Origin of the sequence: Paenibacillus radicis (ex Gao et al. 2016), from assembly GCF_014641555.1 — a bacterium.
GTDB classification, from domain to species: domain Bacteria; phylum Bacillota; class Bacilli; order Paenibacillales; family Paenibacillaceae; genus Pristimantibacillus; species Pristimantibacillus radicis.
In genome coordinates, this window is sequence record NZ_BMHY01000001.1 from 1,042,921 (window position 1) to 1,069,902 (window position 26,982).

General features: G+C 51.2%; 25 protein-coding genes. 15 read left to right on the top strand and 10 right to left on the bottom strand.

Translation table 11 applies throughout. The annotated features are described in order from the left end of the window. The first annotated feature begins 116 nt into the window (after positions 1-116). From panB to IEX98_RS04795, 13 genes are all read left to right on the top strand, one after another. Positions 117-1,049, top strand: a complete 933-nt coding sequence (gene panB, locus IEX98_RS04735) for a 3-methyl-2-oxobutanoate hydroxymethyltransferase (protein WP_188887735.1) — start codon at positions 117-119, stop codon at positions 1,047-1,049. Next, on the top strand, positions 1,024-1,920 hold the full coding sequence (gene panC / locus IEX98_RS04740; RefSeq protein WP_188887736.1) for a pantoate--beta-alanine ligase: 897 nt from the start codon (positions 1,024-1,026) through the stop codon (positions 1,918-1,920). Before panB ends, panC begins: the two co-directional genes overlap by 26 nt. Beyond that, on the top strand, positions 1,913-2,296 hold the full coding sequence (gene panD, locus IEX98_RS04745; RefSeq protein ID WP_188887737.1) for an aspartate 1-decarboxylase: 384 nt from the start codon (positions 1,913-1,915) through the stop codon (positions 2,294-2,296). The genes panC and panD overlap by 8 nt, the downstream gene beginning before the upstream one ends. A gap of 129 nt (positions 2,297-2,425) precedes the next feature. After that, a complete protein-coding gene (locus IEX98_RS04750) occupies positions 2,426-3,193 on the top strand; it encodes a hypothetical protein (RefSeq protein WP_188887738.1) in 768 nt (255 codons plus the stop codon). Between the two features lie 17 nt (positions 3,194-3,210). Further along, positions 3,211-6,087, top strand: coding sequence for an ATP-dependent DNA helicase DinG (dinG, locus tag IEX98_RS04755; protein ID WP_188887739.1), 2,877 nt, complete (start codon positions 3,211-3,213; stop codon positions 6,085-6,087). After that, a complete protein-coding gene (locus tag IEX98_RS04760; protein WP_188887740.1) occupies positions 6,084-6,740 on the top strand; it encodes a redox-sensing transcriptional repressor Rex in 657 nt (218 codons plus the stop codon). Before dinG ends, IEX98_RS04760 begins: the two co-directional genes overlap by 4 nt. Next, positions 6,721-8,028 carry an amidohydrolase gene (locus tag IEX98_RS04765; RefSeq protein ID WP_188887741.1) on the top strand — a complete coding sequence of 436 codons (1,308 nt, stop codon included), beginning with the start codon at positions 6,721-6,723 and terminating at the stop codon, positions 8,026-8,028. The genes IEX98_RS04760 and IEX98_RS04765 overlap by 20 nt, the downstream gene beginning before the upstream one ends. After that, on the top strand, positions 8,029-8,625 hold the full coding sequence (locus IEX98_RS04770; RefSeq protein WP_188887742.1) for a cell wall elongation regulator TseB-like domain-containing protein: 597 nt from the start codon (positions 8,029-8,031) through the stop codon (positions 8,623-8,625). 117 nt (positions 8,626-8,742) lie between these two features. Continuing rightward, on the top strand, positions 8,743-9,288 hold the full coding sequence (locus IEX98_RS04775) for a hypothetical protein (RefSeq protein ID WP_188887743.1): 546 nt from the start codon (positions 8,743-8,745) through the stop codon (positions 9,286-9,288). Beyond that, positions 9,281-10,777 carry an AAA family ATPase gene (locus IEX98_RS04780; RefSeq protein ID WP_188887744.1) on the top strand — a complete coding sequence of 499 codons (1,497 nt, stop codon included), beginning with the start codon at positions 9,281-9,283 and terminating at the stop codon, positions 10,775-10,777. The genes IEX98_RS04775 and IEX98_RS04780 overlap by 8 nt, the downstream gene beginning before the upstream one ends. 171 nt (positions 10,778-10,948) lie before the next feature. Continuing rightward, positions 10,949-11,824 (top strand): 3-hydroxyacyl-CoA dehydrogenase family protein, encoded by an 876-nt coding sequence (locus tag IEX98_RS04785; RefSeq protein ID WP_188887745.1) that lies wholly within the window; start codon positions 10,949-10,951, stop codon positions 11,822-11,824. Next, complete coding sequence (locus tag IEX98_RS04790; protein ID WP_268237821.1) at positions 11,824-13,029, top strand: acetate/propionate family kinase; 1,206 nt, start codon at positions 11,824-11,826, stop codon at positions 13,027-13,029. Before IEX98_RS04785 ends, IEX98_RS04790 begins: the two co-directional genes overlap by 1 nt. A gap of 21 nt (positions 13,030-13,050) precedes the next feature. Further along, entirely contained in the window at positions 13,051-13,731 is a 681-nt protein-coding gene (locus IEX98_RS04795; RefSeq protein WP_188887747.1) for a DnaD domain-containing protein, read from the top strand. A gap of 48 nt (positions 13,732-13,779) precedes the next feature. Here the strand turns inward: IEX98_RS04795 and IEX98_RS04800 are convergent, their stop codons facing one another. The 9 genes from IEX98_RS04800 to IEX98_RS04840 form a co-directional block, all read right to left on the bottom strand. Beyond that, positions 13,780-14,766 (bottom strand): MerR family transcriptional regulator, encoded by a 987-nt coding sequence (locus IEX98_RS04800; protein ID WP_188887748.1) that lies wholly within the window; start codon positions 14,764-14,766, stop codon positions 13,780-13,782. Between the two features lie 145 nt (positions 14,767-14,911). Next, positions 14,912-15,562 (bottom strand): methylthioribulose 1-phosphate dehydratase, encoded by a 651-nt coding sequence (gene mtnB, locus IEX98_RS04805; protein WP_188887749.1) that lies wholly within the window; start codon positions 15,560-15,562, stop codon positions 14,912-14,914. A gap of 69 nt (positions 15,563-15,631) precedes the next feature. Beyond that, positions 15,632-16,303: a 2-hydroxy-3-keto-5-methylthiopentenyl-1-phosphate phosphatase gene (locus tag IEX98_RS04810; protein ID WP_188887750.1), complete on the bottom strand. Its 672-nt coding sequence runs from the start codon at positions 16,301-16,303 to the stop codon at positions 15,632-15,634. Continuing rightward, on the bottom strand, positions 16,303-17,523 hold the full coding sequence (locus IEX98_RS04815; RefSeq protein ID WP_188887751.1) for a 2,3-diketo-5-methylthiopentyl-1-phosphate enolase: 1,221 nt from the start codon (positions 17,521-17,523) through the stop codon (positions 16,303-16,305). The genes IEX98_RS04810 and IEX98_RS04815 overlap by 1 nt, the downstream gene beginning before the upstream one ends. Beyond that, positions 17,520-18,401: a pyrroline-5-carboxylate reductase gene (gene proC / locus IEX98_RS04820; RefSeq protein ID WP_188887752.1), complete on the bottom strand. Its 882-nt coding sequence runs from the start codon at positions 18,399-18,401 to the stop codon at positions 17,520-17,522. The genes IEX98_RS04815 and proC overlap by 4 nt, the downstream gene beginning before the upstream one ends. Positions 18,402-18,449: 48 nt before the next feature. Then, a complete protein-coding gene (locus IEX98_RS04825; RefSeq protein WP_188887753.1) occupies positions 18,450-19,700 on the bottom strand; it encodes a glutamate-5-semialdehyde dehydrogenase in 1,251 nt (416 codons plus the stop codon). Between the two features lie 59 nt (positions 19,701-19,759). Then, positions 19,760-20,860, bottom strand: a complete 1,101-nt coding sequence (gene proB / locus IEX98_RS04830) for a glutamate 5-kinase (RefSeq protein WP_188887975.1) — start codon at positions 20,858-20,860, stop codon at positions 19,760-19,762. A 399-nt stretch (positions 20,861-21,259) separates the two neighbouring features. Further along, positions 21,260-22,450: a pyridoxal phosphate-dependent aminotransferase gene (locus tag IEX98_RS04835; RefSeq protein ID WP_188887754.1), complete on the bottom strand. Its 1,191-nt coding sequence runs from the start codon at positions 22,448-22,450 to the stop codon at positions 21,260-21,262. A 151-nt stretch (positions 22,451-22,601) separates the two neighbouring features. Then, positions 22,602-23,042 (bottom strand): hypothetical protein, encoded by a 441-nt coding sequence (locus IEX98_RS04840; protein ID WP_188887755.1) that lies wholly within the window; start codon positions 23,040-23,042, stop codon positions 22,602-22,604. Positions 23,043-23,170: 128 nt separating this feature from the next. On the opposite strand from IEX98_RS04840, the gene IEX98_RS04845 reads away from it, so the two are divergent. Further along, entirely contained in the window at positions 23,171-23,965 is a 795-nt protein-coding gene (locus tag IEX98_RS04845; RefSeq protein WP_188887756.1) for a carbon-nitrogen family hydrolase, read from the top strand. A gap of 488 nt (positions 23,966-24,453) precedes the next feature. On the opposite strand, the gene IEX98_RS04850 is transcribed toward IEX98_RS04845, so the two are convergent. Further along, positions 24,454-25,344 carry a LysR family transcriptional regulator gene (locus tag IEX98_RS04850; RefSeq protein WP_188887757.1) on the bottom strand — a complete coding sequence of 297 codons (891 nt, stop codon included), beginning with the start codon at positions 25,342-25,344 and terminating at the stop codon, positions 24,454-24,456. Positions 25,345-25,556: 212 nt separating this feature from the next. Here IEX98_RS04850 and leuC point away from each other — a divergent pair, with 212 nt between their 5' ends. Further along, positions 25,557-26,972, top strand: coding sequence for a 3-isopropylmalate dehydratase large subunit (leuC, locus tag IEX98_RS04855; protein WP_188887758.1), 1,416 nt, complete (start codon positions 25,557-25,559; stop codon positions 26,970-26,972). Positions 26,973-26,982 lie beyond the last annotated feature (10 nt).

Sequence of the window (26,982 nt, forward strand, 5' to 3'; positions counted from 1 at the left end):
GAGACAGAAGGAAGCCAATAATAAGCTATCGTTTCCTTTTTCGTTCGAGGACCTTTTTAGCAGCGGCTAAAAGGTTTTTTTGTGTTTATCCTAAGCACTGAAGGGAATGAAGCGTAATGAGGAAACGGTTAACGATAACCGCATTAAAGACCATGAAGCAAAAAGGCGATCCGATTTCCATGCTGACGGCTTACGATTATCCGTCAGCCATTTTGTCGGAGGAAGCGGGAATTGATGTAATTCTTGTCGGCGACTCGCTGGGCAATGTCGTTCTTGGCTATGACACGACGATTCCTGTAACGCTGGAGGATATGATCTATCATACGAAAGCGGTCATGAGAGGGGCCAAACAAACGTTTGTCGTTACCGATATGCCCTTTATGACTTATGGAATCGGACGGGAAGCGACGATGCGCAACGCGGCCAGACTGATGCAAGAAGGCGGTGCGCAGGCGCTTAAGCTGGAAGGCGGAAGCGAGATCGCCGATGATGTGTCCGCTTTAGTTCAAGCCGGCATTCCGGTAATGGGACACATTGGCTTAACGCCGCAGTCCGTTCACCAGCTTGGAGGGTTCCGCGTTCAGGGCAAACTGGATCGCGAAGCGGCCAAGCTAATGGAAGATGCCAAGGCGCTGGAGAAGGCCGGGGCATTCGCAATCGTGCTGGAACTGGTTACTGAGCCGCTAGCGGAAGCAATCAGCAAGGAGCTTTCCATACCGACAATCGGTATCGGAGCAGGCCGGGGCTGTGACGGACAAGTGCTTGTCTACCATGATCTCATTCAATACTCATCGCCTTATTACGAGAAAAAAATGGTTAAAACCTATACAAACGTAGGGGAATCGATTCGCAATGCAATCAAATCCTATGTGGATGAAGTGAAAACAAAAGCATTTCCCGCTGAGGAGCATGCGTTTGGCGTCCTGAACGCTGACAAACAAGAGCAAGTAACGCAACTTTATGGCGCCGCTGCCGCATTCAAGGAATCCGAAGGCGACGTCAAAGGAGAGGGGCAAGACAAGCGTGATCGTGTGCCGAACCATAGCTGAGCTGCGTACTGCTCTAATTGAGGGCAAATCGCAGTTGTCCGGAGGCAATGCATCCGTAGGGCTTGTGCCTACGATGGGGTATTTGCATGAAGGGCATGCTAGTCTAATGAGAAAAAGCGCGGAGGAAAACGGATTAACCGTTTTATCTATTTTCGTCAATCCGCTGCAATTTGGGCCTAACGAAGATTTTGAGCGTTATCCGCGCAACGAGGAGCGGGATTTGGCATTGGCGGAGCAGAATGGTATCGACATTGCGTTCCTGCCGTCGGTCGACGTCATGTATCCGACCAAACCGTTAACAACCGTTCTTGTGAACCAGCTTACAGACAGGCTCTGCGGCGCTTCAAGACCCGGACATTTCGATGGCGTAGGTACCGTTGTCAGCAAGCTGTTCCATCTGGTCCAGCCGGATCGCGCTTATTTCGGAATGAAGGATGCACAGCAGGTTGCAGTCATTCAGCAAATGACTGATGATTTGAATTTTCCGGTCACTATTGTGCCTTGTCCGACGCTTCGTGAACCGGACGGTCTGGCGCTTAGCTCTCGCAACGTCTATTTAACGGCCGAGCAGCGTCAGCAAGCGACTGTATTGTCGCAATCGCTTGATCAAGCGGGGGAGTGGGTTAACGAGCCGGAGATGAACGCTGAGGAGCTCGTTAAACGCGTGACGGACAAGATTCAACAAGCCCCGCTGGGGGAAATCGATTATGTCGAGTGGCTCCGGTATCCAAGTCTTCAGCCCATGGACTCAACTGAACCGATTCGTTTGGAATCGGAGCGTTATATTTTGGCGTTAGCCGTAAAGTTTGGATCTACCCGATTAATTGACAATCATTTGTTTGGTTCCTCCGGAGGTGACTACCATGTATAGAACGATGATGAAATCGAAGCTTCACCGCGCCACGGTAACCGAGGCGAACTTGAATTATGTGGGAAGCATTACGATCGACGAGAATTTGATGGATGCAGCCGATATATGGGAAAATGAAAAGGTGCAGATCGTTAACAACAACAATGGCGCGCGGTTTGAGACTTACGTCATTACCGGCGAACGAGGCTCCGGCGTTATTTGTCTGAATGGCGCAGCGGCCCGCCAAGTGCAGCCTGGGGACCAGGTGATCATTATTTCGTATGCTTCTATGAGCAATGAGGAAGCCCGCAGCCATAAGCCGATTGTTACGATTCTGGACAGCGACAACCGTCCGCTTAAAAGCTTGACTGAAGAAATTCACGCGACCATCCTTTAATACCTTGAAGCTGGCAAAACAGCTTAGTTCCAGCACTATGTAACGGCTGGCACCGGGTATGAAAAGCCCCCCCGAAACAAAGAATGAGCATATCACTCCTCAATTCTTTGGTGAAGGCGGGATGCGACCATGTTTCAACATCTATTCGATACGATGAACGAAATGCTCGATCAGCTCATCTGTAATTATCCGAATGCCGTAGGTGCGCAAAAGCTTCAGTATGAAGAGCAAATTCAAATGCTGAAGCAAATGAGCGATTCGCTCGTGGAACAATGGATCGATTTCGAGGAGAAGCTTTCCGGTTTGTTGGAATGGGATCAGAATACGACAGAAGCAGGCATTATGGCTGCTTCTGCAGCAATCCCGGCGATGGCTGTCTATGCACAGCCGCTTGCCGTTGCCACTGTTGAAGCTGGCGTCGCTCCCGAAGCCGGGAATGCGAGCGACCAGCAGCTGTATGACGCGGAGTTGAATATGGAGGTTCCGTACGAAACGGCGGAGCTGCTTTCCAAAGGACAAGGCTATTATAAACTTTTTATGTTTACCCACGCGGCATCACAATTTCAAACGGCGGTTAGTCAAATCCCGGAATGCAATTTGGCGCGCTTATTCCTTGCGATGACTTATATGCATCTTCAAGAATGGAGCGAAGCGCAGCGGCATTTCCAGCTGTTAGTTGCATTAACGGACTATCCCAAATGGCGTGCTTTAGGCTATAATGCCCTTGGGTGCATTCAAGCGGTTCACATGAACCTGGAGCATGCAGAGCAATTTTTCTTGAAAGCTCACGAGACATGCCCAAGCTTTAAGGATTCGCTCACCAACTTGAAATGTTGTAAAGAAACGCCGCAGCAATTGTCTTTGTTTTTTGGAAGCACCGAGCTTTGCTGCTTGTGAGGAGATCGGTCATTACAATGAAATATGCAGTATTAGATCTGGAAACGACAGGGCATAGCATAAGCGATGAGATTCTACAAGTCGGACTCGTCATTGTCAATGACGAGCTCGACATTGTAGACAGCTTCAATTCATTCGTGCGCCCAACCATCGAAATACCTGCTTTTATAACACAGCTTACCGGCATAGATGCCGGGCTTGTAGCAGATGCGCCAGAACTGGATGAAGTTCTGATGCAATTGATTCCTTATTTGGACGATGCGGTATTGGTTGCCCATAACGTTAACTTTGACGCAGGTTTTCTTAATCAGGCATTGGACCGCTGCGGCTATCACACTTTTGCAGGCCGCAGATTGGACACCATAGAACTGCTTCGCATTTTATATCCTTCCATTACGACGTACCAGCTTGGTGCGGTTTCTGAACTGTTTGGCATTACGCATGACCAGCATCACCGTGCTGACAGCGATGCGATGGCCACGGCAAAGCTATTCGCCGAATCGGTTCGGAAACTGCGCCGATTGCCGCTGCTTACTTTGCAGCGGCTATCTTTTCTTGTAGACAACGGCTCCGATTTGAGCTGGTTTATCGCCTTGACGCTTCAGCAAGCCGAGCAGCAGTCTGCTATTGATTTGAATGCGTATCAATACTTCAATCAGTTCGCTATGAAGGCTGGAGAATGGACGGAAGAACAGCCAGCTCGTACCGATTCTATTGAAGACGCGCTTAGCGATATGTCATTCGAGCAATATCTGGACAGCATTAAGCAGCGCTTTATTGAAAAGTTCCCGAACTACGAAGAGCGTGAAGCACAAACGACGATGTTCCACGAAGTATTCGAGTCCCTGCAAAGCGACCGTCATTTGCTGATCGAAGCAGGCACTGGAACAGGCAAATCATTGGGCTATTTAATTCCTTCCCTCTATTATGGCGTGAAGGAAGAGAAAAAAATCGTGGTCAGCACGCATACCATCAACTTGCAGGAGCAGCTTCGCCATCGCGACATTCCTTTGCTGAAAGATGTGCTGCCGTTCGAATTCCGGGCTTCCATCTTCAAGGGCCGGGGCAACTATTTGTGTCTGCGGAAATTTGAAAGTAAAATTAATGCAAAGGATATGGCTGCTCCTGTGGATGACGCCATTACCGCATCGCAGATGGTAGTTTGGCTGGGGGAAACGGAAACGGGCGATCAGGAAGAGCTTAATTTCGGCGGCAAAGGCGCCGATTTCTGGTCGACGGTTGCAAGCGACGCAGATTCCTGTCTGAATCGCGCTTGTCCGTGGTTCAAACGATGTTACTATCATCGCGCCAAGCATGAGGCTAACATTGCCGACGTATGCATTACGAACCACTCCATGCTGTTTACAGACGTGCAGGCCGATCATCGCTTGCTGCCGACCTATAATCATTTGATTATTGACGAAGCCCATCATGTCGAGGAAGTGGCAAGCAAGCATCTGGGTATGCAGATCAATTATTTCTCTTTGTCTCATACGACGACACGTTTGTTTAAAGACGCCCGAACCGGACTGCTGCCTACTTTGCGTCATCGTCTTCAGCAGGAAGGGCATGAACGTTCCGAATCCTGGGCAGAAACGATTGATACGATTATTCCCGTATTCTCCGAAATTAAGGAGCATTGGGAGAAGCTGTTTGAGCTGATGTACAGCTTTGTCGGCACAACCGTAGAAGGCAATACGGAGAACGGTCAATCCGCTGTTTGCCGCCTGCGCGGTGACAGCTTGCCTTCAGGCTGGGAGGATACCGTTACCGTTGAGGACAACGTTTCTTCGGAGATTAGCCGCGTGATTCGCTTGGCGGAGAAAATGAGCTCCGACATCAAAGATAAAATCGATGATACCGGCATTCAAGGCCTCGTCACCGATTTGAACGGCGCATTGCGTGATTTGACACGGATCAAGGACGATCTTAAGCAATTTATGAAGATCGATCAATCGACCGATGTCTTCTGGATTGAGGCGAGTGCCCAGTACCGCTACAGATCCGTTCAATTATATGCGGTACCGATCGATGTGAGCCGCCAGCTTCAGCAATATTTCTTCAATGTTAAAGATAGCATTGTCATGACGTCGGCCACTTTATCCGTGCAAAAATCGTTCCAGTATGCGGAGGAGCAGCTGGGGCTGGAAGGCTTTGAAGCGAGCAACCGGCTCAAAACGGTTCAGCTGCCATCGCCGTTCAACTACCGGCAGCAGGCGCTAGTTATGATCCCGCGTAATTTCCCGACGATGAAAGGCGCCTCCGGCGATCCTCAATTTGTCTCGATGCTCGTACAATCGCTAGCGGAGACGGCGATCGAGACGAAAGGCAGAATGCTCGTCTTGTTCACTTCTTATCGAATGCTCAAGCAAACCTATGAGCCGTTGAAGGAAGCATTGACCGGCAAAGGCATTCAGGTCATTGGCCAAGGAATTGACAGCGGCAACCGGACCAAGCTGACAAGGAGATTTACCCAGCAGCCGGAATCGGTGCTGCTCGGCACAAGCAGCTTCTGGGAGGGCGTAGACATTCCAGGGGATGCGCTAACATGTCTAGCGATCGTCAGACTGCCGTTCCAGCCGCCGAATCATCCACTTGTTGAGGCGAAGTCGGAGCTGCTGCAAAAGCAGAAGCTGAATCCGTTCATGAAGCTGTCCATTCCGCAGGCGGTCATTCGTTTCAAGCAAGGCTTTGGCCGGCTGGTGCGCACAGCAAAGGACAAAGGTATCGTTATTTTATACGATACTAGAGTTATCGACACTTATTACGGCAAGCATTTTCTATATTCGCTTCCTGGCCCGAAAATCGAAACGATGCATACCGATTTGATGGTGCCAAGAATTCGGGAATGGCTGGCCGGATCCGAAGCTGAGATGGAAGGAGCAAGCAAATGAAGCACACGAAAATATCGGAAGCGGTCGTTCGAAGGCTGCCGATCTATTTGCAGGTGCTGAAAGAGCTTCAGCACCGGGAAATCCAAACGATTTCCTCGCAGGATCTAGGTCTGAAGCTCGATTTGAATCCTGCGCAAATACGTAAGGATTTAGCTTACTTCGGCGATTTTGGCCGCAAGGGTATCGGCTATGACGTTTCCTATCTGATGGACAAAATCAATCAAATTTTAAAGCTGGACCAAGTGATTAATGTCGCACTTGTCGGAGCGGGCAACTTGGGCCACGCTCTATGCAATTATAATAAATATTCGAAAGACAACATGAAGATCGTCGCTGTCTTCGATGCCCATCCGAGCAAAATCGGGAGTCAAATTAACAATTTATCGGTGCTCCCGATGCATGAGCTCAAGGCGACAGTCAAGCAGCTTGGCATCCGAATCGGTATCATTACCGTACCGGCTTTCGAAGCGCAAAACGTAGCCAATCTGTTTGTAGAGGCAGGCGTCGAAGGGATATTGAATTTTGCACCCGCTATTCTAAAAGTGCCGGATGAGGTTCGAATTCATCATGCCGATTTCACGCAAGAGCTGTTAAGCCTTGCTTATTATTTGGAACGAGAGAGGAACGGGAACGATGAGTCAAATTTGGATTGAAAACGGATTGTTTATTCCGATGAACGATAGCGCCTTGCAATTTCGCGGTCATATGGTCGTAACGGATGACCGGATCTCCTATATCGGTGCAGATGCTCCTAACCCGGCCGAGCTGTCCCCGAACGCCGAGCGAATCGACGGCAGCAAGCTGGCCTTCATGCCGGGCCTTATCAATACGCACGGCCATGCAGCGATGACGCTGCTTCGCGGTTTTTCCGACGATCAGAATCTGCAGGTATGGCTGGAGCAAAAGATGTGGCCGATGGAAGCCAAATATGTCGACAAAGATACCCGTGCGGGAAGCGCGCTTGCCATTGTTGAGATGCTGAAGAGCGGAACAACGGCTTTCGTCGATATGTATGACCGGATGGATCAAGTTGCGCAAATGGTGGAGCAATCGGGCATCCGCGGCGTTTTGACGCGAGGCGTTATTGGCCTGTGTCCGGAAGACGTTCAGCAAGCGAAGCTGGCAGAAGCGATCGCTTTCGCGCGTGACTGGAACGGCAAAGCAGACGGCCGGATTACGACGATGATCTCGCCGCATGCTCCATATACTTGTCCTCCAGCATACATTGAGAAATTTGTTCAAGCGGCGCATGATTACGACCTTCCGCTACATACGCACATGTCGGAGACGATTGCGGAAGTTGAGCAAAACGTACGCGAGTATGGCTTGCGTCCGGTTGAACATCTGGACAAGCTGGGCTTCTTTTCCCGTCCTTCGCTTGTAGCACATGCTGTACATTTGACGGATGACGAGATCGCTTTGCTCGCCGACCGCAACGTTGCAGTATCCCATAACCCTGTGAGCAACCTGAAGCTGGCGAGCGGCGTGGCGCGTGTGCCGGAGCTTCTCCGCGCAGGTGTAACCGTATCGCTTGGAACCGATAGCGTGGCGAGCAACAACAATTTGGATTTGTTCAAAGAGATCAAGTTCGCTGCTTTGCTGCATAAAGGAGTAAGCGGAGATCCGACGGTCATTCCGGCAATCGAGGCTTTGCGCATGGGTACCGTATACGGCGCGAAATCGATCTGGCAGGAAGGTCAGCTTGGCGCTTTGTCCGAAGGGATGAAGGCGGATTTCATCGCCATCGATTTGGAGCAGCCGCATTTCTATCCACAGACTGACATTGTCTCTCACCTTGTATACAGCGGCTCTGGCCGCGATGTGAAGCATGTATGGGTCGATGGACGCCAAGTTGTTAAAGATGGTCAATGCACACAATTGGACGAGGAAAAAATTCGCTACGAGGCGGCAGCCAGCTTTGAGCGGCTGCTGAATGGATAGATGAGAGCTGTAACGAAAAAGCGCAAGCCGATTATGTCGGCCAAGCGTTGGCTGACCCTCTCCATTCTCCTCGTCATTGCCTTGCTTGCAGCTGTATTTATTTATTATCGTTCCGTACAGCTTCCGTACTGGTCGCAAGAAGCTTCTATCCGCAATGAGGCGGTCGAAGCCGCGCAGTTGAAGAGTGTAACGAAAGCAACGAAGCATGTATGGGATCGTGCGTATTGGATCGTCGAAGGGACTGACGAATCGGATACCGATGTGTATGTGTGGATAGCGGCCAAAGAAAAGCCAGATGCGAATGCAGAGACTGGCAACGAAGCAACAAGCGATACGACTAATGCAAATACAATACCGCCGCTAATTATTAAAGCCTCAGAAGCGGCAAGCAAAGACGCTATTCGTGAAAGCTTTCTGCAGGCCAAGCCGGATGCCGAGATCAAGCGGTTGCAGCCGGGTATGCTGAATGGCGAGCCCGTCTGGGAGATTTACTTTTCCCGTGAGGAGCATACAACGAAATACTACTATGAATTTTACTCATTCCGTGACGGATCATTCATAACGGAATACCGATTGCCAGCGCGGATTTCCGCCTAGCAGGGTCTGTTTCCTGTTTTTACACCCCCTAATCAACGCTAATCCATGATATACTTTCGTATAGCAGAAATGATATACGTGTCGTATAACATATAGCGTTGGAAGGGGGATTTTTCATTGTTGCAAAAAATTAAAATCATTCCCGTGCTGCTTACTGCCGCGGCTACTGCACTTGTCTTGTTTGGCGGATGGCTGCTCTATAATAAAGTTGCGCTAGAGGCGCCTTTGGACAAAGCAGTTAAAGGTGTACCAGGCATTGCATCGGCGCAAGCTCCTGTTATTGACCGGGACCGCATATCGATCTCGTTGACGCTTAAACCAGATGCCAGTCTGAAGCAGGTTTATGATGCCATTCAGGAAAATGGAAAAGACGTAATCGGCAGCAAAGAGCTGAAGTTGAATATAGATAATGCGAAATCAAGTGATAAGCTGGACAAACTATGGTCGACCGTTCTATTTGACGTCGCACAGGCGATGGAGACGAAGGCCTATTCGGATATCCCGAAAGCGATGGACCGGATTTCCCAGGAGCATGCAGGCATCACTTCGAATACAGAAATGGACGACAATAACGTCTATATTACGATTATAGACGGTACAAATCGCAAGTATATCGTATTGCCTCGCACGCCAGTGATGCTGGAGGTGTCCGCTCATGCGTAAGTATTGGCTGGAGCTGGTTATTGGCTTTGTACCTGTGCTGTTGGTGTTCTTGATTGTTGCAGGTGTTAATGTAATGCCATTCTTGCTGCTCGCCGCTTTGGCCGCGGGCGTTGCGTTTGCTTATCGAGGGCGAGGCCGTATGGCTGCCGCACAGGGCGGCAAGCAAAGAATGGATCTCTCCAAGTCCACGATGAGCTTTGAACAGATCGGCGGGCAGGAGCGCGCCAAATCGGAGCTGATCGAGGCGCTTGACTTTCTGGTCAAGCATGAAGAAATCAAGAAGCTTGGCATTCGTCCGATGAAGGGCATATTGCTGACCGGTCCTCCCGGAACAGGTAAGACGCTGCTGGCGAAAGCGGCGGCTACTTATACGGATTCCATCTACCTGGCTGCTTCCGGCAGTGAATTTGTCGAGATGTACGTAGGTGTCGGCGCTGGCCGTATCCGCGATATGTTCAAGGAAGCGCGTCAAAAGGCGAAAAAAGCCGGCAAAAGCAATGCCGTTATTTTTATCGATGAGATTGATGTTATTGGCGGGAAACGCGATGGCGGGCAGCACCGTGAATATGACCAGACGCTGAATCAGCTGTTAACGGAAATGGACGGCATTCGTTCGGATGAAGCGCCGCGAATTTTAATTATCGCTGCAACGAACCGCAAGGAAATGCTCGACAGCGCTTTGCTTCGTCCGGGCCGCTTCGACCGCCATATCGGCGTAGAGCTGCCGGATAAGAAGGGCCGGCTTCACATTCTGAAGCTGCATGCAGCGAACAAGCCGCTGGATCCGGCTGTTGATTTGGAGCGGATCGCTTCCGAATCATTCGGTTTTTCCGGTGCGCAGCTGGAGAGCGTCATGAATGAAGGCGCGATCTATGCGATGCGCGAAGACAGCGCGCTTATTAGCGAGCAGCATTTGGCGATGGCGATTGATAAGGTAATGATGGGCGAGAAGACCGACCGCGAAGCGACAAAAGAAGAGCGTGAGCGTGTCGCCCTGCATGAACTGGGACATGCCATTGCGGCGGAGCTTGTACGGCCGGGCAGTGTATCCCAAGTGGCATTGTCGCCGCGTGGACAGGCGCTTGGTTATGTGCGGCATAATCCGCAGCAGGATAAATATTTGTATACGCGAGAGTTTTTGGACAGCCAGATTATGATCGCTCTTGGCGGGGCAGCCGCAGAAGAAATTTTTTACGGCGGTCGTAGTACGGGCTCACGCAATGATTTCGAGCAGGCTATGGGAATCGTGCGGACGCTTGTGGAATCGGGTTTGACTGAGCTAGGTATCATTGATGCGCAAATGATGACGCCGGAAAGCTGGGCGAAAGTGAACCGTTCGATCTTAGATGAGTTGATGGCCCGGACGAAGGACATGCTAACGGCAAAACGGCAGGTTTTCGTTGATGCGCTGGATGTGGTCATACGTGAAGAAACGATAAGCGGTGACGATTTCCGCAGCTTGCTCACCAAACTGTCGCAAAGCGCGTAACTATTTTCAACAATTTGAAGGCAGACGCCCCGTCTGCCTTCTTTTTTTACTAAAATTCGTTATAATGAAAGGTGGCATACATATGCCAAGAAAGAAGATGAAGATAAAGGCTACCCCACAGCTGCGGACGAAAGCAGCTGCGAGAGGATAAAGCCAAACAAGGAGAGAACTATGTCAATTAAAAAAGTTGGAGTAATCGGTGCCGGCACAATGGGCCAAGGCATTGCCGAGATGCTCGCGTCAAACGGGTTGGATGTTTACCTGATCGAAATATCATCCGAACGATTAATATACGGCAAGGAAATGATCGAACTTAGCTTGGACAAGCAGATCGAGAAATGGGCGCTCACACAAGCGGAGAAAAAGTCCATCTTCAATCGTATTCAGTTTGGCGAAAGCTACGACGGCTTAAAGGATTGCGAGCTGGTTATTGAGACAATTACAGAAGACTTGGACAGCAAAAAAGCGGTATTTGAGCAGCTTGACCGCATTTGTGGTCCTGACGTCATTCTGGCCAGCAATACGTCAACGCTCAGTTTGACGGAGCTCGCAAGCGTAGCCAGCCGTCCGGAACGGGTCATTGGCTTGCATTTCATATATCCGGTATTCAAGATCAATATGGTTGAGATTGTACGTGGATTGAAAACTTCCGAGGATACGTTTGCCCGTACGAAGTTTTTTGTAGAGAACGTTATTAACAAAAAAGGTGTTATGGTATTTGAGTCACCAGGTTTCGTCACCTCCAGACTAATCTGCCTTTTCATCAACGAAGCGCTTCACGTTCTTGAAGAAGGGGTTGCCTCAGCAGAGGATATCGACAGTGCAATGCGCATCGGTTATTCATTCCAGCACGGACCTTTCGAAATGGCTGACCGTTTCGGCCTTGATTCGGTGCTGGCAGCGCTTGAGCGCATGTTCCGCGAATACGGCGAGCTGAAATATCGTCCGTCCATCGTGTTGAAAAAGATGGTCCGCGCAGGCCACTTAGGCGCTAAATCAGGCGTAGGCTTTTTTAAATACGATAAGGATGGAGACCGACTGCTATGATGAAAGTACTTGTAATTAATGCCGGGAGCTCCTCGTTAAAATATCAGCTTTACAATATGGAAGATGAATCGGTGCTGGCAAGCGGCCGCGTTGAGCGGATCGGCATGGACTCTTCGATCGTGACTCATGAGCCTGTTGATAAGCCAGAAGTACGCACGGTCGATGAAATATTGGACCATGTCTCAGCGGTTAAAAAGGTGCTGGCTGCGCTTATGCATCCGGAATACGGCGCACTCAAATCGATGGACGAGATTCAGGCTGTAGGCCATCGTGTTGTACACGGAGGCGAAGTGTTCAAATCCTCCGTACTCGTTACGAATGAAGTGAAGCTGGAAATCCGCAATCTGTTCGATTTGGCGCCGCTTCACAATCCCGCTCATATGATGGGGATTTTGGCAGTGGAGACGAATATGCCGAACATCCCGCAGGTCGTCGTATTCGATACGGCCTTCCATCAGACGATGCCGGAAACTTCTTATTTGTATCCGATTCCGAAGGTGCTGTATCGCCGTCATAAAGTGCGACGCTACGGCTTCCACGGCACATCACATCAATATGTAAGCGAGCAGGCTGCCGAGTTTCTGGGCGCTCCTCTTGAATCGCTCAAGATCGTATCTTGCCACATCGGCAACGGTGCAAGCTGCACGGCGATTAAAGACGGCAAATCATTTGATACGAGCATGGGCATGACACCGCTCGAAGGCTTAATGATGGGCACCCGGAGCGGTGACCTTGACCCTGCAATCGTACCTTATGTTATGAACAAGGAAGAGCTGACGCTGAACGAAGTTAACTCTATGTTGAACAAGCATAGCGGCATGCTGGCGATTTCCGGCATCAGCAGCGACATGCGAGAGGTGCAGGAAGCGATAGCGGACGGCGATCGCAACGCTAAGCTTGCTTTCGATATGTACACGTATCGCATGCGCAAATACATCGGTGCTTACGCTGCTGCTATGAATGGTATCGATACGCTTATTTTCACTGCGGGTGTTGGCGAAAACTCCGCTGTATTGCGTAAGGCGGTTTGTGAGGGTCTAACGTTCCTTGGACTGGAGCTGGATGAAACCCGCAATGCCGAACGGAGCAAGCATGCCCGTTATATTTCGACCGACAGCTCGCGTATTAAGGTGCTGGTCGTTCCGACGAATGAAGAGCTGCTCATCGCGCGGGACACGTACCGGATCGTGCAAGCAACAGTATAGTTATAGAGAGGATCTGAGGACATGAGCAATGACGATATGTGGAAAGCGTACTCGAGAGGAATGGCTGCCGTATTGAATGAAGGCGGTATTCATGTATCGGCGCTTTTGCTGCGTTCCTATCGCCAGTTGGGACTGTCCGATACGGAAGCGATGCTGCTTCTTCAACTGATGCTGTTCAGGGACAATGAAGGGATCGAATTTCCGACACCTGCCCAGCTCGCAGACCGGCTCGGCATAACGGGTCAGAAAGCGGAACAGCATTTGGGTAAATTGATGAAGGAAGGGTTTCTGGCCATCGACGATCAGATCGATTCAGATACCGGTATTCAATCCGAGCAATACAACTGGAGCGGCTGGCTGCTGAAGGCAGCCGAATGGGCTGCAGGCGAGAAGAGGGACACGAGACGGGCGGAGCGCAAGACGCCGAAGCGGTCTGTGGATCCTAAAAATCTGTTTTCCGTCTATGAACAGGAGTTCGGACGGCTGCTGTCGCCGATGGAATGCGAGACGATCAGCACTTGGCTCGATCAGGACCGGTATTCGGATGAGCTGATTCGTTTTGCATTGAAGGAAGCGGTGTTTGCAGGGAAGCTCAACTTGCGTTATATTGACCGGATTTTATTCGAATGGGGCCGCAATCGCGTAACGAATGTGGATGAGGCGAGAGCTTTCACCCAGAAATTCAGAGGCGGCCGCGGTTAGTCCGAATAAACCGAAACATAGAAACATAGTAAAGCCCTAGCCTAACGGCTAGGGCTTTACTGCGTATAGCAGCATGAGGCTGCCATCCAGTGCTTCCGTAACGATGGAGTAGTTATGGTCTTCCAGCCAGCGGCAGAGAGGGGAGACCGTGTCTTGGCGGTCGGTGATGGCTAGCCTCCCTGCGGGCAGCAGGACGCGATCCGCTTCCATAAGTGCAAGCAGCTGCTGATTGGGCTCCAAGTGACGGAAAGCGAAGCTGGAGGCGATGAAACGATAAGAGGGACCAGAGACGGGAAGCGCGAGCAAATTGCCTAACCGGGGCTCTACTGCAGGCAGTCTCGCTCGAAGTACAGCGAGCATCTCCTGTGACTGCTCCACAGCGGTTACAGTGGCACCCTGAGCGGCTAGAAGCGCTGTCAGGTTTCCAGTACCCGCCCCTAGCTCCAAACCTGGCTCCTGCGGTCTGGGATCGAGCCATTCGACAGTCTGGAGCAATGCGCTTTCGTATTGCTCTTGGGTAAGCTCGCTGGCCAGTGCTGCAATAGGAGCGTCTTGGCCGTGAATGAGAGCCAGCTCGTCATAATGCCATCGATCGCTCCAAGTCATCCGCTCGATTCGGGATTGTTTGAGCTGCATCGCATTCGCCTCAGCGGTTTGGAGCCCAGGGGAGGCTTGCTGGGTTCGCCAGACTGCTATCGCCCTGTCCAACGCCTGCAACCGCCGTCCTTGCTCGGTCCATTCGGCATACAACTCGGCTCGCACTTCATCCGCTTGCCTGATAAAGCTGTCTTTGCCCGCTGGGGCAGTACGCTCCACGTCCACAGCCAAGGCGGCTAGTACTTTGCCGACGGCCGTTAAGGGAAGGCCAAGCTCTCTAAGCGCAATGATCCAGCGCAACTGAGTGATGTTATCCTCGCTATAATCGCGATAGCCGTTTTCTTCTTCTTTTCTAGGCTTCAGCAGCCCTTTCTCTTCGTAAAAGCGCAATGCGCGGGGCGTGACGCCAAGCTGTTTTGCCGCTTCATGTACTTTCATTCCAGCTCACCGCCTTTTCATCCTTCACTATATACATTAACGCAGCGTCAAGGTCAATGTTTGAATGATTTGATTGGAGGGAGTGCTGCCTCACAAAGAACGAAATCGGCCCCTAACGCAAAGAGCGGTAGGGGCCGTGCCGTTTTTATTTTTTACCGTTCAGAAGCTCCCAGCGGTATACATATTCAAAGAGGAACTCAAACGATTCCAAGTGGCGTTTCGCTTCGAATGCATTGGCGCCCCAAGCATAAATGCCATGATTGCGGAGAAGAATGCCGGGAATTTTCGGATCGAGCCGTTCGGTTACTTCCGGAACGATTCGCGGAATTTCTGCGAAGTTGGAAACAATCGGAATATCGATTTGCACGTCCTCTTCCCAGATGTTTAACCCTTTAATGAGCTCCACCGCTTTAACCGGAACGGCTTTGCGATCCCAGAACCACTCGGAGACGATGCTATTATAGATGGAATGAATGTGGAAAATAGCTCCCGCACCCGTCAAACGGTAAATTTCTGTATGGATCAGTGTTTCGGCGGAAGGGCGCAGCGTTGTCGCTTCAACGGGCTTGCCGTCTTGATCAACGATCAAATAGTCTTCCGGAGTATGGACCGTCTTGTCCTTGCCGCTGGCCGTAACGGCGAATTGAAAATCATTGGCGGCATAGTCGCCAACGCGAACGGACAGATTGCCGCTTGTACCGGGAAACCAGCCGCGTGAAGCGAATAATTCCTTCACTTCCCGCAGTTCCGCGAATGCTTGTTGTTTCTGTTCCAAAGTTACGTTTTGATAAGCCATGCTAGAGTTACCGTCCTTCCTGAAATCGAACGCTATGTGTATGCCTCTCTGTGGAAGAGAGGCGGATCGTTAGGCTAGCTTTAATTGCTTGATAATATCGTGGAAATCTTGAAATTCGAAATGCGGCAAGCCAAGCTCGCGGCATTTCTCGGTTAGAATGGAGCGGGAGAACACCGTATCTGCCAGCTTAGCTCCTTCAAAATCGGTCACGCTGTCTCCGATGAGAATCCGCTCGTATTCGTTAGCCGGGAAGCGGCGCATAATCGTCGTCTTGCACATGCCGCAATCATTGGTGCAGTGACCGTCGCAAGGATGCGGCCATGTAATTTCGATCTGCTCGCCGCTAAAGTCGCTGCCATTGCAATAAATATGATCTTGCGGAATGCCGAACGGCTCCAAAATCGGATAAACGAAAAATTCGATACCGCCGCTCGTTACGTAAAATTCAATATCGGCTTCCTTGCAGTAAGCAAGCAGATCAGCGAAGCCTTCGCGGATTTTGGCATTCGTAATGCCAAATTCGACAACTTCCTTCTGCATCAAAGAGGGCAGGAGCCGGAACATTTGCCCTACGCCGTCACGGATAGAAATCTCTTGCCCGATGACCTTGTTCGCAATCGCTTCCCAACCCGGCGGGTTAAAGTGGCGGATGATGGCTACGATATTGTCGTTCACCGTAATCGTACCGTCAAAGTCGCAAAAGATGATGCGTTTCTTAGTTGTATTGGATGATGATGTCATTATTCTTTTACTCCCCATGCGTCAATTGCCGCCTGCAGCGGCTCATTGCCAGGCTTTGCTGCCGCCTCGCGCAGCGGTGTGCCGTTAAGTGAAGCGTCGATAGCGATGCGGAACGCTTGTCCGCCCGCTGCTGTGCCCATCGGATGGCCATGAATGCCGCCGCCGGCGTTCACAACGACGTCGGTGCCGAAGTCACGTAGAATAAGCGGGACGAGTCCCGGATGAATGCCAGCCGACGGAACAGGGAAGCTGGTACGCAGCTTGTCCGATGGCGCCAGCAAAGCGTCTTTGACTGCCAGGTTCTCTTCCTTCGGCATCACGACCGAGCCGTAAGGAGAAGGGAACAGAACGAGATCGGCGCCAGCCAGCCGCATCAGCTTACCAAGCAGCACCGATGCGCCAATGCCGTAATGCGGCGACGGGTAGAAAGCGCCCGCCATAGCCGGATGTGCAGCGATCGGAACGTTGATGGAGCTGTCTTTGCTCAGCTCATGCAGCACATCGTAGCCGTAGGCCAGCACGTTGAACAACAAGGCGTTGGCACCGGCGTTGATCGCTTTGCGGGCATTGTCAGCGAGCTGTGAGGTTGGCCCTGTCAGGTTGACGGCATAAAGCAGCTTCTGTCCCGTTTCCTGCTGCGCACGTCTTGCAGCCGCCATACAGACTTCAACGCGTTTCTCCAGGGGAGTCAGCGGGTTTTCGAACAAAATTTCATCGTCTTTAATCAAATCCACGCCACCGAGCGCCTGTTTGAAAAATTGATCCTCCAAGTTAGCCAGATCATGGCCGACTACCGATTTGAAAATGCTCATCAGGAGCGGGCGGTCATGAATGCCTAATGCATCGCGGACCCCCTGCAAGCCAAATGTCGGGCCCGGGAATGCCGATTGGAATTGCTCCGAGACGTCCAGGTCGATGAGCTTGATCTTACCGTCCATAGACAGCTTGCCGAATATCGTGACGAGCAGCGCGGGGATATCCCGGCTAAAGTTAATGTCGGGGTAAGCGATCCGAATATCCGCATAACGATCACCGCCAGCCAGTTCATGAACATCAACTGACAACACTTTACCCAAGTGTTTTTCCATATCCGCTTTGCGGGCTTCCGGCAAATCTGTCCAGCTGCCGACTGTTAAGCCAACGGCAATGGATTGCGCTTTTTTATGAAAATCCGCTTTGTCATCGTAGCTGCGGTAGGTAGCAATACAGACTTGACTCATTTCATGATGCTCCTTTCGATTTCAGCACCCAATTCTGCAGCGCGTTCTGAGGAGCGGAGCATGCCTTTAATGATTGTCTCGGCTAATTGGCCGGCCGCCATCGTTTCAATGGCTGCTTGGGTGGTACCGTTGGGCGATGTGACTTTACGTCTCAGCTCCGCGGGTTCCTCTCCCGTTGTCCGGACCATTTCGGCTGCGCCAAGCACCGTTTGTACGACTAAATCTTTAGCTGCTTCCGGTGCGAGTCCAAGCTTCTCTGCGGCAGCGAGCATAGCTTCCATAAAGTAATAGACATAAGCCGGACCGCTGCCGGACACGCCAGTAATGGAATCTTGAAGCGGTTCTTCTACGACAGCAGTAATGCCCACTGATTGGAAGATGGTTTCCGCCAGCTGACGCTGTTCTTCCGACACGGTGCTGGAGAAGCTGATTCCAGTCGCACCGAGCCCAATGGTGCTGGACGTATTCGGCATCGTGCGAACGATCGGAATTTGTCTGCCGAGCAGCTTTTCAATCGATGCGATGGAGATGCCGGCAATGACGGATACGATAAGCTGCTTCTCATTGACATGAGGGCGGATGGCTTCGATGGCAGCTACAGCGTCTTTAGGCTTCATCGCCAGAAAGATGATGTCCGCTTGCTGCAAATAGTTTTCATTCGTGGAGCCTTCCAGCGTTGTAGCGATACCGTAGCGCTGCGAAAGCTCGCGCAGACGTTCTGTATTGGAACGGTTCAGCATCGAGATTTGGGAAGGGGCAGTCAAGTTTTGATTCAAAATGCCGCGCATGATGGCTTCAGCCATCGAGCCGGCTCCGTAAAAGCTAAGCTGCAGCGACTGTATTGCAGCCGCTGCGCCGTTTGTTGCTGATTCAACCATAGTGGCAACCTCCATCTGTTTTATTCATGTCTGTATGTTCGTATAAAGTTAACCGCGAATTTGTCCGTGTCCGTAAATGCGGTATTTGGTTGAAGTAAGAGCAGGCAGTCCCATTGGACCCCGTGCATGAAGCTTCTGTGTGCTGATGCCGATCTCTGCGCCGAAGCCGAATTCAAAGCCATCCGTGAAGCGGGTGGAGGCGTTGTGGTATACGGCTGCCGCATCGACTTCCTCAAGGAAGCGTTCGGCGTTTTTCACATCTTCAGTAACAATACATTCAGAGTGCTTCGTACCGTACTTGCGGATATGATCAAGCGCTTCGTCCAGATTCGAGACGATCCGGATATTCAAGATATAGTCGCTGTATTCGGTCGCATAATCCTGCTCGGTAGCGAGTACGGCTTGCGGCAGCAGCTTCAGCGATCTAGCGTCGCCCCGAAGCTCTACTCCTGCTGCCGTAAATTTATCAGCAAGCTGGACGAGGTAACGCTCGGCAAATGCTTCATGAAGAATAAGCGTCTCCATGGAGTTGCAGACAGAAGGGCGTTGTACCTTTGCATTGAAAGCGATATTGGCCGTCATCTCGTAATCAGCGCTGCTATCGGCATAGGTATGGCAGATGCCCGCACCCGTCTCGATGACAGGGACAGTCGCATTGTCGACAACGTTGCGGATCAGCGAAGCGCCTCCGCGTGGAATAACGACGTCAAGCAAGCCGTTGAGCTTCAGCATCTCATTGACCGAAGCGCGGTCGGAATCCTCAATTAACTGAATCGCGTCAGAAGGGAGGGCTGTGTTAGTCAATGCTTCTCGCAGCACCTTCACAATTTCGCGATTGGACTCCAGTGCTGCCGAGCCGCCGCGCAGCACAACGGTGTTGCCGGTCTTGAGACATAGGCCAACCGCGTCTACCGTAACGTTAGGACGAGCTTCATAGATCATGCCGATAACGCCAAGCGGCACTCGTTTTTTCTCGACGCGAAGTCCGTTTGGACGGTCAAATTGCTCCAGCAGCTCCCCGACTGGGTCTGGAAGCTCCACCACTTCCCGCAATCCGTCTGCAATAGCGGCTACCCGCTGTTCATTCAAGGCAAGGCGGTCGAGCAGGGAAGAGCTTGTGCCTTGTTCTTTGCCTCTTTGAAGGTCCAAACCATTTGCTTCAATAATGGAAGCCTGATTGGCTACCAAAGCATCGGCCATTGCATTCAGCGCGGCATTTTTTTGTTCCGTTGTCGCTTTGTTCATGAGTCCCGTCGCATTTTGGGCCAACGTCGCTTTTTGTCTAACTTCGCTTATCATATCGAAAACCTCCGCTCTTTATGTTGAATTCATAAGTATTCTTTGATATTAATTGATGCTTATCGCAAAGAAATCCATTCATCCCGGTGGATGACCTCGATGCGGGCAACGTCAAGCCGGCGCCGCACTTCTTCGGTGCTGAGTCCCGCTGCCGCTTGCACTTGCCATGCGGCATAACTGACAACGCCGCGGCCGATCGTTTCGCCGTTTTCGCTAACGACCTCTACAACATCTCCGGGGTGGAACTCTCCTTCTATGTTACGGATGCCGGCAGGGAGGAGACTTTTGCCGCCGCTTAGCAGCGCATGCTCCGCGCCGTAGTCGACGATGATCTTCCCCTTGGGCATGGAGTGGAAGCCAAGCCATTGCTTCTTCATCGGCAAGCTGTCAAGCAGCGTATCGAAGTAGGTGCCTCTGCCGTTTCCTGCGACCGCAAGCGCCAAATCGCCGGGGTGCTGCACTTTGCCGATAAAGGCGTGTACGCCGCCACGCATCGCGATTCTCGCCGCTTCGATTTTGGAGCGCATGCCGCCGGTTCCGACGGAAGAGCCGGAATCTCCGGCCAGCTTCATAATTTCTTCAGAGATTTGATCGACCCGCTCGATTTTGACAGCTTCCGGATTTTTACGCGGATCCTCCGTGTACAGACCGTCCATATCGGTTATCATGACGAGTTGGCCGGCTTTGGTCATCGCAGCGACGAGAGAGGACAAGTAGTCGTTATCGCCGAACTTAAGTTCATCGGTTGATACGGTGTCGTTCTCGTTAATGATCGGTATCGTCCGCAGCCTGAGCAGCTCCTCAATCGTCATTAGCGCGTTGGATATCCGCTTGCGATTGGAGAAGTCAGCACGAGTCAGCAAAATTTGAGCGGCAATGATGCCATACTTGCTCATTGCCTCCTGATAAGCTTGCATCAGGAGCGCTTGGCCTACAGCTGCCGCGGCTTGTTTCTCATGAATAACCTTCGGTTTGGCAGGGTATCCGATTTGGCGGAAGCCTGCGGCTACGGCGCCGGATGTTACTAGTATGACGCTTGTGCCTTGCGCATGCAGGGCAGCAAGCTCTGAAGCGAAGTAAGCAATACGTTCGCGGTTCAAGCCGCCTTCGTCTGAGGTAAGCGAGCTGCTTCCGATTTTTACAACAATTCGTTCCGGCATCATGTGTCTCATCCCATTTCATGACAAAATAAAAAGGCTCTCGTCCATAAAGGACGAAAGCCTGTGCTTCCGCGGTACCACCTTTGTTGACTGCCGGTTATGCATCTATCGGCTTGCGATAGGCATAGATGTGCAGTCCTGCTTAATGCCTCGTAACAGGAGGCGCTGTCCGGCTCATCGCCGACCGTTCAGGGGCTGGTTCGGCGAGCGATCGAGGTAAATTCTTGCAGCCTAAGGAATTTACTCTCTGTACACGACCTGTTCAAGCTTACTATTCCCGTCATCACGTTACATGTTTAATTAAGGAATAGCATATCATGATCCGGCATTGCTGTAAAGCAAGGCAAATGAAGCATTTACGCGATATTTTGCAGCAAATTGCTCCTGAAAACAAGGCGTTTAGAACAGGCCTAGCTTGCCGATCCGCTCGACGGCCTCGATGAGCCGCGCTTCACTGGTCAGCAGGCCCAAACGGACATAACCTTCGCCATTTGTGCCAAAGCCAACGCCAGGTGCAACGACGACATCCGCTTCTTGCAGGACAAGATCGGCGAATGATTCCGAAGTGTGGCCTTCTGGAACAGGCAGCCAGCAGAAGAAGGAGCCGCCAGGGCGCTCCGCTTTCCAGCCGATGCGTTCAAGTGCGCCAAACAGCGCTTCACGGCGGCTTTCGTACGTCGCATTGAGATCGGCTACACATTGCTGCGGACCGGTGAGCGCTTCGGCTGCCGCTTCTTGAATACCGCCGAACAGACTGCAATAGTAATGATCCTGAATCAAATTGATCAGGGAGACGATTTGAGGATTGCCGATGGCAAAGCCGACTCGCCATCCGGCCATATTGTAAGACTTGGACAGCGTATAAAATTCAACGCCAACCTCTTTGGCACCCGGCGTCTGCAGGAAGCTGATTGGCCGTTTGCTGTCAAAGCCAATCGCGCCATATGCGAAGTCACTTGCGACAACGACGCCGGACTGGCGGGCGAAAGCAACCGTTTCTTCATAAAAAGCAGAGGTTGCGACCGCTCCGGTCGGATTGTTCGGGTAGTTCATGAACATCAGCTTAGCCCGTTTCAACGTTTCTTCGTCGATTGCGCTGTAATCCGGAAGGTAATTCCGGTCAGCAGTCAATGGCATGAAACGCATTTCGGCGCCTGCCAAAGCGACGCCAGACCAGTAATCCGGATAGCCGGGATCGGGCACGAGGCAGACATCACCGGGATTGAGCAAGCATTGGCTAATTTCGACGAGTCCTGTTTTGCCGCCGAATAGGATAGCAACTTCAGTCGCTGGATCTACGTCGACGTTGTAATCTTCTTTATAACGCTTCGCTACGGCTTCTTTCAGAAAAGGAAAACCGCTGAACGGCGGGTATCGATGATATAACGGATTGGTTGCCGCTTTCTGCAGCTTTGCTACAATATGCGGAGGAGTCGGCTGATCCGGATTGCCTTGGCCCAAGTTAATGACATCGCGGCCTTTGGCCATTTGGGCATTTGCTTTGGCCACTAATTTGGCGAAAAATTGCGTCGGCAATCCCGTCATCCGCTCCGCGGGTTTAATTGCATGTTGACCGATTTGCGTTTCCATTCCCTCACACTCCACAAATAATTGCTTCTCTCATAAGATCGACATTAAAATTAATGTAGCATGTGAAAACCTTATATGTCGAGTATATTAGTCGGCATGATGGGGAGTAGTGTCAGCGGCATCCGCAATCCGGCCGTATGATCGGCCTGGGTTATGGCAGCCCGATTTTCTGAATGAACGGTTTGATGTCGGCACTGAACAGCAGCAAGTACGGTCTGCGCTGCTCGTCGAATACGAGTAAAAGCGGCGGCTTTTCATCGCAGTAAAATAGAAACACGTCTTCTGCGGCAACCTTGATGCCGTTCACTTTAATCGTTGCCGGCTTCTCTAATGGAATCCGGTAGACATAGCTGCAGCTGTCATCATTTTTGAGCTGAGGGGCGAGACCCGTTACCGAACCGATCCAGCTATGGGCAAAGCTTTGGAATTGCTTGTCATTGGGAACGCTTTTTACAACTTTTCCTGCTTTGACATCAAATACTTGAACGGGCTTGAACGGCTCATTATTCGGAGCCTCGGCCGATGCGGACATGGCAAAACCAAACATCATGCCTACTGCGAGCAGCATCGCTGCTAAACGTTGGAGCGGCATTAACATCTCTCCTTTATAATTAGGGAATCGGGTCGGGCATCAAAAATTAGATTCCCCAACTTGACAGAGAACCATGAGAGGGTATCATTAGGGAAAATAATAATGATTTGTGAAGGGAAGTTTTACCGATGACATCATCATTGCGGATCGCGCTTCTGCAAATGCATATCGAGGTTGGGCAGCCGGAGGCCAATTTCGCCAAGCTTACAAGCATGCTGGAGGAGGCGGTTGCCGAGCCCGGCAAGCCGGATGTGATCGTTTTTCCGGAAATGTGGAATACCGGCTATGCGTTGACGGAAATCAACGAGCTAGCAGATCCTGAGGGAGAGCGGACTAAGGCTTACATTTCGGCATTCAGCAAAAAACATGCCGTTCATATTATCGCAGGCTCGATTGCGGAGCAAAAAGCCGATGGCGTATACAACACGATCTATGCTTTTGACCGGGAAGGCCGGGAAATCGGCGACTATTCCAAAATCCATCTGTTCCGCCTTATGGATGAAGAAAAGTATTTGGCCGCAGGCGACAAGCTGGGCCAGCTGCAAATCGAAGGCCATCAAGCCGGAATGATGATTTGCTACGATATCCGGTTTCCGGAATTGTCCCGGAAGCTTGCGCTTGAAGGCGCGAAGCTGCTGTTCGTTCCGGCGGAATGGCCGCATCCGCGCCTCCATCATTGGCGTACGCTGCTTACGGCTAGAGCGATCGAGAACCAGATGTACGTTATTGCTTGCAACCGTACAGGAACTAGCGGGGATACATCGTTTTTCGGCCATTCCATGGTGCTTGATCCATGGGGTGAAACGATCGTCGAAGGCGGCGAGGAAGAGGCGATACTCTACGCCGATATCGATTTGTCGCTAGTCGATTCGGTAAGAGCGAAAATTCCGGTGTTTGAGGATCGCCGTCCAAAGCTTTATTAAGCGGTTGGCGAGTTTGAAGTTAGTGCCGAGCGAGGTTCTCCTGTATAGGGAGAACCTCGTTTGCATTTTGCGTTATGGGAAAGGAGGGAGGAGGAGATATAGCAGATAAATTGGTTAGAAGCGTGGAGTATGTGCAAAAGAGACGTTGGTTGGTTCATTCGTGTGCAGTCGGCCTATGGTGATGCAAAATTGGCTGCGAGCGCTGTACGAATCAAAATAGAGTAAATTGACAGAAGGTAGTTTCCTCGCAGCTATCGATTAACGAACCAGATTCGCTATTTAACGGAAGTAACTTCACACCAGATGCCGATCTTTTGGCGATTTTGAGCCAATTAGGGTCAATAATGTACATTTTTTCTCAATAAGGAAATGCGTTTACACTATAGAGAAAAAACATGCGCTATAGACGTTTTCAGGCCGAAGGCAGGCATGTAGAACGAAAAAAGCTCCGCTTTTTAGCGAAGCTGGTTCGTTATAATTACACCAGCTTAATACTGGCTCATCGTGTTGTTCATCGTTCGGATGAAGGCGTCTGCCGCTTTCGAAAGGTAGCGGCCCTTCCGGTAGGCGATGACAAGCGTGCGCGAAGGGTTGTCAGCCAGCGGCAAGTAGCTGGGCGCGAATTCACTTCCCCGGTAGCGAGTCAGCATGCGAGGGACGAAGGCGATGCCCATGCCGCCGGCCACGAGCGATTGAATGGTCTCCATGTTGCTGCTTTCGAAGACGATGTTGGGCGTGAAGCCGGAGCGCTGGCAGAGCTCGACTGTAATTTGCCGGAAGCCTTGCCCCTTTTTGAGGCCAATGAATGATTCGTCCTTCAACTCTCCGATCCTCAAAGGAACGTTAGTTCCGGCAAGGCGATGCTGAGGAGGCACGGCTAAGCAGATTTCTTCTTCCATTAATACTTCCCAGGCAAGGGAGGAGTCCTCCAAAGGCAGGGAGAGCAGGCTGATGTCGGTGCCGCCGCTTGCGGTAAGCTGCTCAAGGCGGGCAGAGGTTTCTTCCATCAATACCACTTCAATTTGCGGATACAGCTCGCCGAACACAGGGAGTACGAGCGGCAAAATATGGGCACCCGTAATTGGCATCGTCCCGACGACAAGCCGGCCGCGCCGCATTTGCGCCATATCGTCCATTTCTTGCTTCAATTGCTCGACAGCGTCGAGAATAGTCTGCGATTTGTTGATGAAAACTTCGCCGGCCTGCGTAAGCTCGACGGAATTGGTCGTACGCCGGAATAATAGCACGCCGAGCTCCTGTTCAAGTTTGGAAAGCTGCTGGCTGAGGGAAGGTTGCGCGATGTGCAGTTTTTCGGCGGCACGGGAGAAGTTTTTTTCGAGTGCAATCTGTTTGACATACTGAAGTTGTCTAAGTTCCATAGCGGAAATATTCTCCCTTTCAAAAATAGGTTTTCTCTCTATTCTCACTGATAGATGGGGTATTCTCATTCATGCGCGCTTACGCAACTTCTATAGTTGATACCTATAAACGTTATAGATATTATATCTTAGATCAATCAAGAAAGAAATGCTATGCTAGTTCCATCTTAATAAAAGCTAAAGAGAAACATTGATAAGACGGGGTGAACATAATGACGAAAAGAACACTGTTTGAGAAAATTTGGGACAATCACGTCATTCATCAAGAGGAAGGCCAGCCAAGCATCATTTATATCGATCTTCAGCTGGTGCACGAAGTAACTTCGCCGCAAGCTTTCGAAGGACTTCGGCTGTCGGGGCGTAAAGTGCGCCGCCCGGATCTGACTTTCGCTACGATGGATCACAATGTACCGACGAAAGATCGTTACAATATTAAAGATCCGATCTCCAAGCAGCAAATCGACACGCTTACGCAAAACTGTAAAGATTTTGGCGTAAAGCTGTTTGATCTTGACAATATCGACCAAGGTGTCGTTCACGTTATGGGCCCTGAAATCGGCCTGACACACCCTGGCAAAACGATCGTTTGCGGCGACAGCCACACTTCGACTCACGGCGCGTTTGGCGCACTTGCTTTCGGTATCGGTACATCCGAAGTTGAACACGTTATGGCTACGCAATGCTTGCAGCAATCGAAGCCAAAAACGATGGAAGTTCGCTTCAAAGGCAGCCGTAAACCAGGCGTAACAGCAAAAGACTTGATCTTGGGCGTTATCGCACAATACGGCACGGACTTTGCAACTGGCTACGTTATCGAGTATACAGGCGAAGCAATCCGTACTTTGACTATGGAAGAGCGTATGACGGTCTGCAACATGTCGATCGAAGGCGGCGCGCGCGCTGGTCTGATCGCACCGGATGAAACGACTTTCAATTACCTGAAAGGCCGCGAATATTCGCCGGCTAATTATGAAGAGGCGGTTGCAGAGTGGAAGCAGCTGACGACTGACGAGGGCGCAACCTACGATACGATCGTAGACTTCGACGTAGACTCGCTGATCCCGCAAGTAACTTGGGGCACAAGCCCGGGTATGGGTACGGACATCACGTCCAAAGTGCCTTTCCCTCAAGATCTGCCTACGGAAAACGAGCGCAAAGCAGCAGAAAAAGCGCTTGAATATATGGATCTGAAGCCAGGCACGCCGATTACTGAAATCGAGATCGATTATGTATTTATCGGTTCTTGCACAAACGGCCGGATCGAAGACCTTCGCGCCGCAGCTGAAATCGCTCGTGGTTACAAAGTCAGCGACCGTGTAACGGCTATCGTCGTTCCAGGCTCTGGCCGTGTTAAAATCCAAGCGGAAAAAGAAGGCCTCGACAAAGTGTTTATCGAAGCTGGATTCGAATGGCGTGAAGCGGGCTGCTCCATGTGTCTCGCGATGAACCCGGACGTGCTTCAACCGGGCCAACGCTGCGCATCGACTTCCAACCGTAACTTCGAAGGCCGTCAAGGCCGCGGCGGACGTACTCACCTTGTATCGCCAGCAATGGCAGTAGCGGCAGCGGTTAACGGACGCTTTACCGATGTACGCGACTGGAACGTTAAATCCGAAGTGTTGAACTAATTGAACGTGT

What these genes read in the sequence shown, in the direction of transcription:
- IEX98_RS04785 (WP_188887745.1), top strand. Translation starts at nt 10,949, where the DNA reads ATGTCAATTAAAAAAGTTGGAGTAATCGGTGCCGGCACAATGGGCCAA.
- IEX98_RS04790 (WP_268237821.1), top strand. Translation starts at nt 11,824, where the DNA reads ATGAAAGTACTTGTAATTAATGCCGGGAGCTCCTCGTTAAAATATCAG.
- leuC (WP_188887758.1), top strand. Translation starts at nt 25,557, where the DNA reads ATGACGAAAAGAACACTGTTTGAGAAAATTTGGGACAATCACGTCATT.
- IEX98_RS04800 (WP_188887748.1), bottom strand. Translation starts at nt 14,766, where the DNA reads ATGAAAGTACATGAAGCGGCAAAACAGCTTGGCGTCACGCCCCGCGCA.
- IEX98_RS04810 (WP_188887750.1), bottom strand. Translation starts at nt 16,303, where the DNA reads ATGACATCATCATCCAATACAACTAAGAAACGCATCATCTTTTGCGAC.
- IEX98_RS04770 (WP_188887742.1), top strand. Translation starts at nt 8,029, where the DNA reads ATGAGAGCTGTAACGAAAAAGCGCAAGCCGATTATGTCGGCCAAGCGT.
- IEX98_RS04825 (WP_188887753.1), bottom strand. Translation starts at nt 19,700, where the DNA reads ATGATAAGCGAAGTTAGACAAAAAGCGACGTTGGCCCAAAATGCGACG.
- panB (WP_188887735.1), top strand. Translation starts at nt 117, where the DNA reads ATGAGGAAACGGTTAACGATAACCGCATTAAAGACCATGAAGCAAAAA.
- IEX98_RS04780 (WP_188887744.1), top strand. Translation starts at nt 9,281, where the DNA reads ATGCGTAAGTATTGGCTGGAGCTGGTTATTGGCTTTGTACCTGTGCTG.
- panD (WP_188887737.1), top strand. Translation starts at nt 1,913, where the DNA reads ATGTATAGAACGATGATGAAATCGAAGCTTCACCGCGCCACGGTAACC.
- IEX98_RS04815 (WP_188887751.1), bottom strand. Translation starts at nt 17,523, where the DNA reads ATGAGTCAAGTCTGTATTGCTACCTACCGCAGCTACGATGACAAAGCG.
- IEX98_RS04765 (WP_188887741.1), top strand. Translation starts at nt 6,721, where the DNA reads ATGAGTCAAATTTGGATTGAAAACGGATTGTTTATTCCGATGAACGAT.
- proC (WP_188887752.1), bottom strand. Translation starts at nt 18,401, where the DNA reads ATGGTTGAATCAGCAACAAACGGCGCAGCGGCTGCAATACAGTCGCTG.
- mtnB (WP_188887749.1), bottom strand. Translation starts at nt 15,562, where the DNA reads ATGGCTTATCAAAACGTAACTTTGGAACAGAAACAACAAGCATTCGCG.
- proB (WP_188887975.1), bottom strand. Translation starts at nt 20,860, where the DNA reads ATGCCGGAACGAATTGTTGTAAAAATCGGAAGCAGCTCGCTTACCTCA.
- IEX98_RS04845 (WP_188887756.1), top strand. Translation starts at nt 23,171, where the DNA reads ATGACATCATCATTGCGGATCGCGCTTCTGCAAATGCATATCGAGGTT.
- IEX98_RS04840 (WP_188887755.1), bottom strand. Translation starts at nt 23,042, where the DNA reads ATGCCGCTCCAACGTTTAGCAGCGATGCTGCTCGCAGTAGGCATGATG.
- IEX98_RS04850 (WP_188887757.1), bottom strand. Translation starts at nt 25,344, where the DNA reads ATGGAACTTAGACAACTTCAGTATGTCAAACAGATTGCACTCGAAAAA.
- dinG (WP_188887739.1), top strand. Translation starts at nt 3,211, where the DNA reads ATGAAATATGCAGTATTAGATCTGGAAACGACAGGGCATAGCATAAGC.
- IEX98_RS04795 (WP_188887747.1), top strand. Translation starts at nt 13,051, where the DNA reads ATGAGCAATGACGATATGTGGAAAGCGTACTCGAGAGGAATGGCTGCC.
- IEX98_RS04835 (WP_188887754.1), bottom strand. Translation starts at nt 22,450, where the DNA reads ATGGAAACGCAAATCGGTCAACATGCAATTAAACCCGCGGAGCGGATG.
- IEX98_RS04760 (WP_188887740.1), top strand. Translation starts at nt 6,084, where the DNA reads ATGAAGCACACGAAAATATCGGAAGCGGTCGTTCGAAGGCTGCCGATC.
- IEX98_RS04750 (WP_188887738.1), top strand. Translation starts at nt 2,426, where the DNA reads ATGTTTCAACATCTATTCGATACGATGAACGAAATGCTCGATCAGCTC.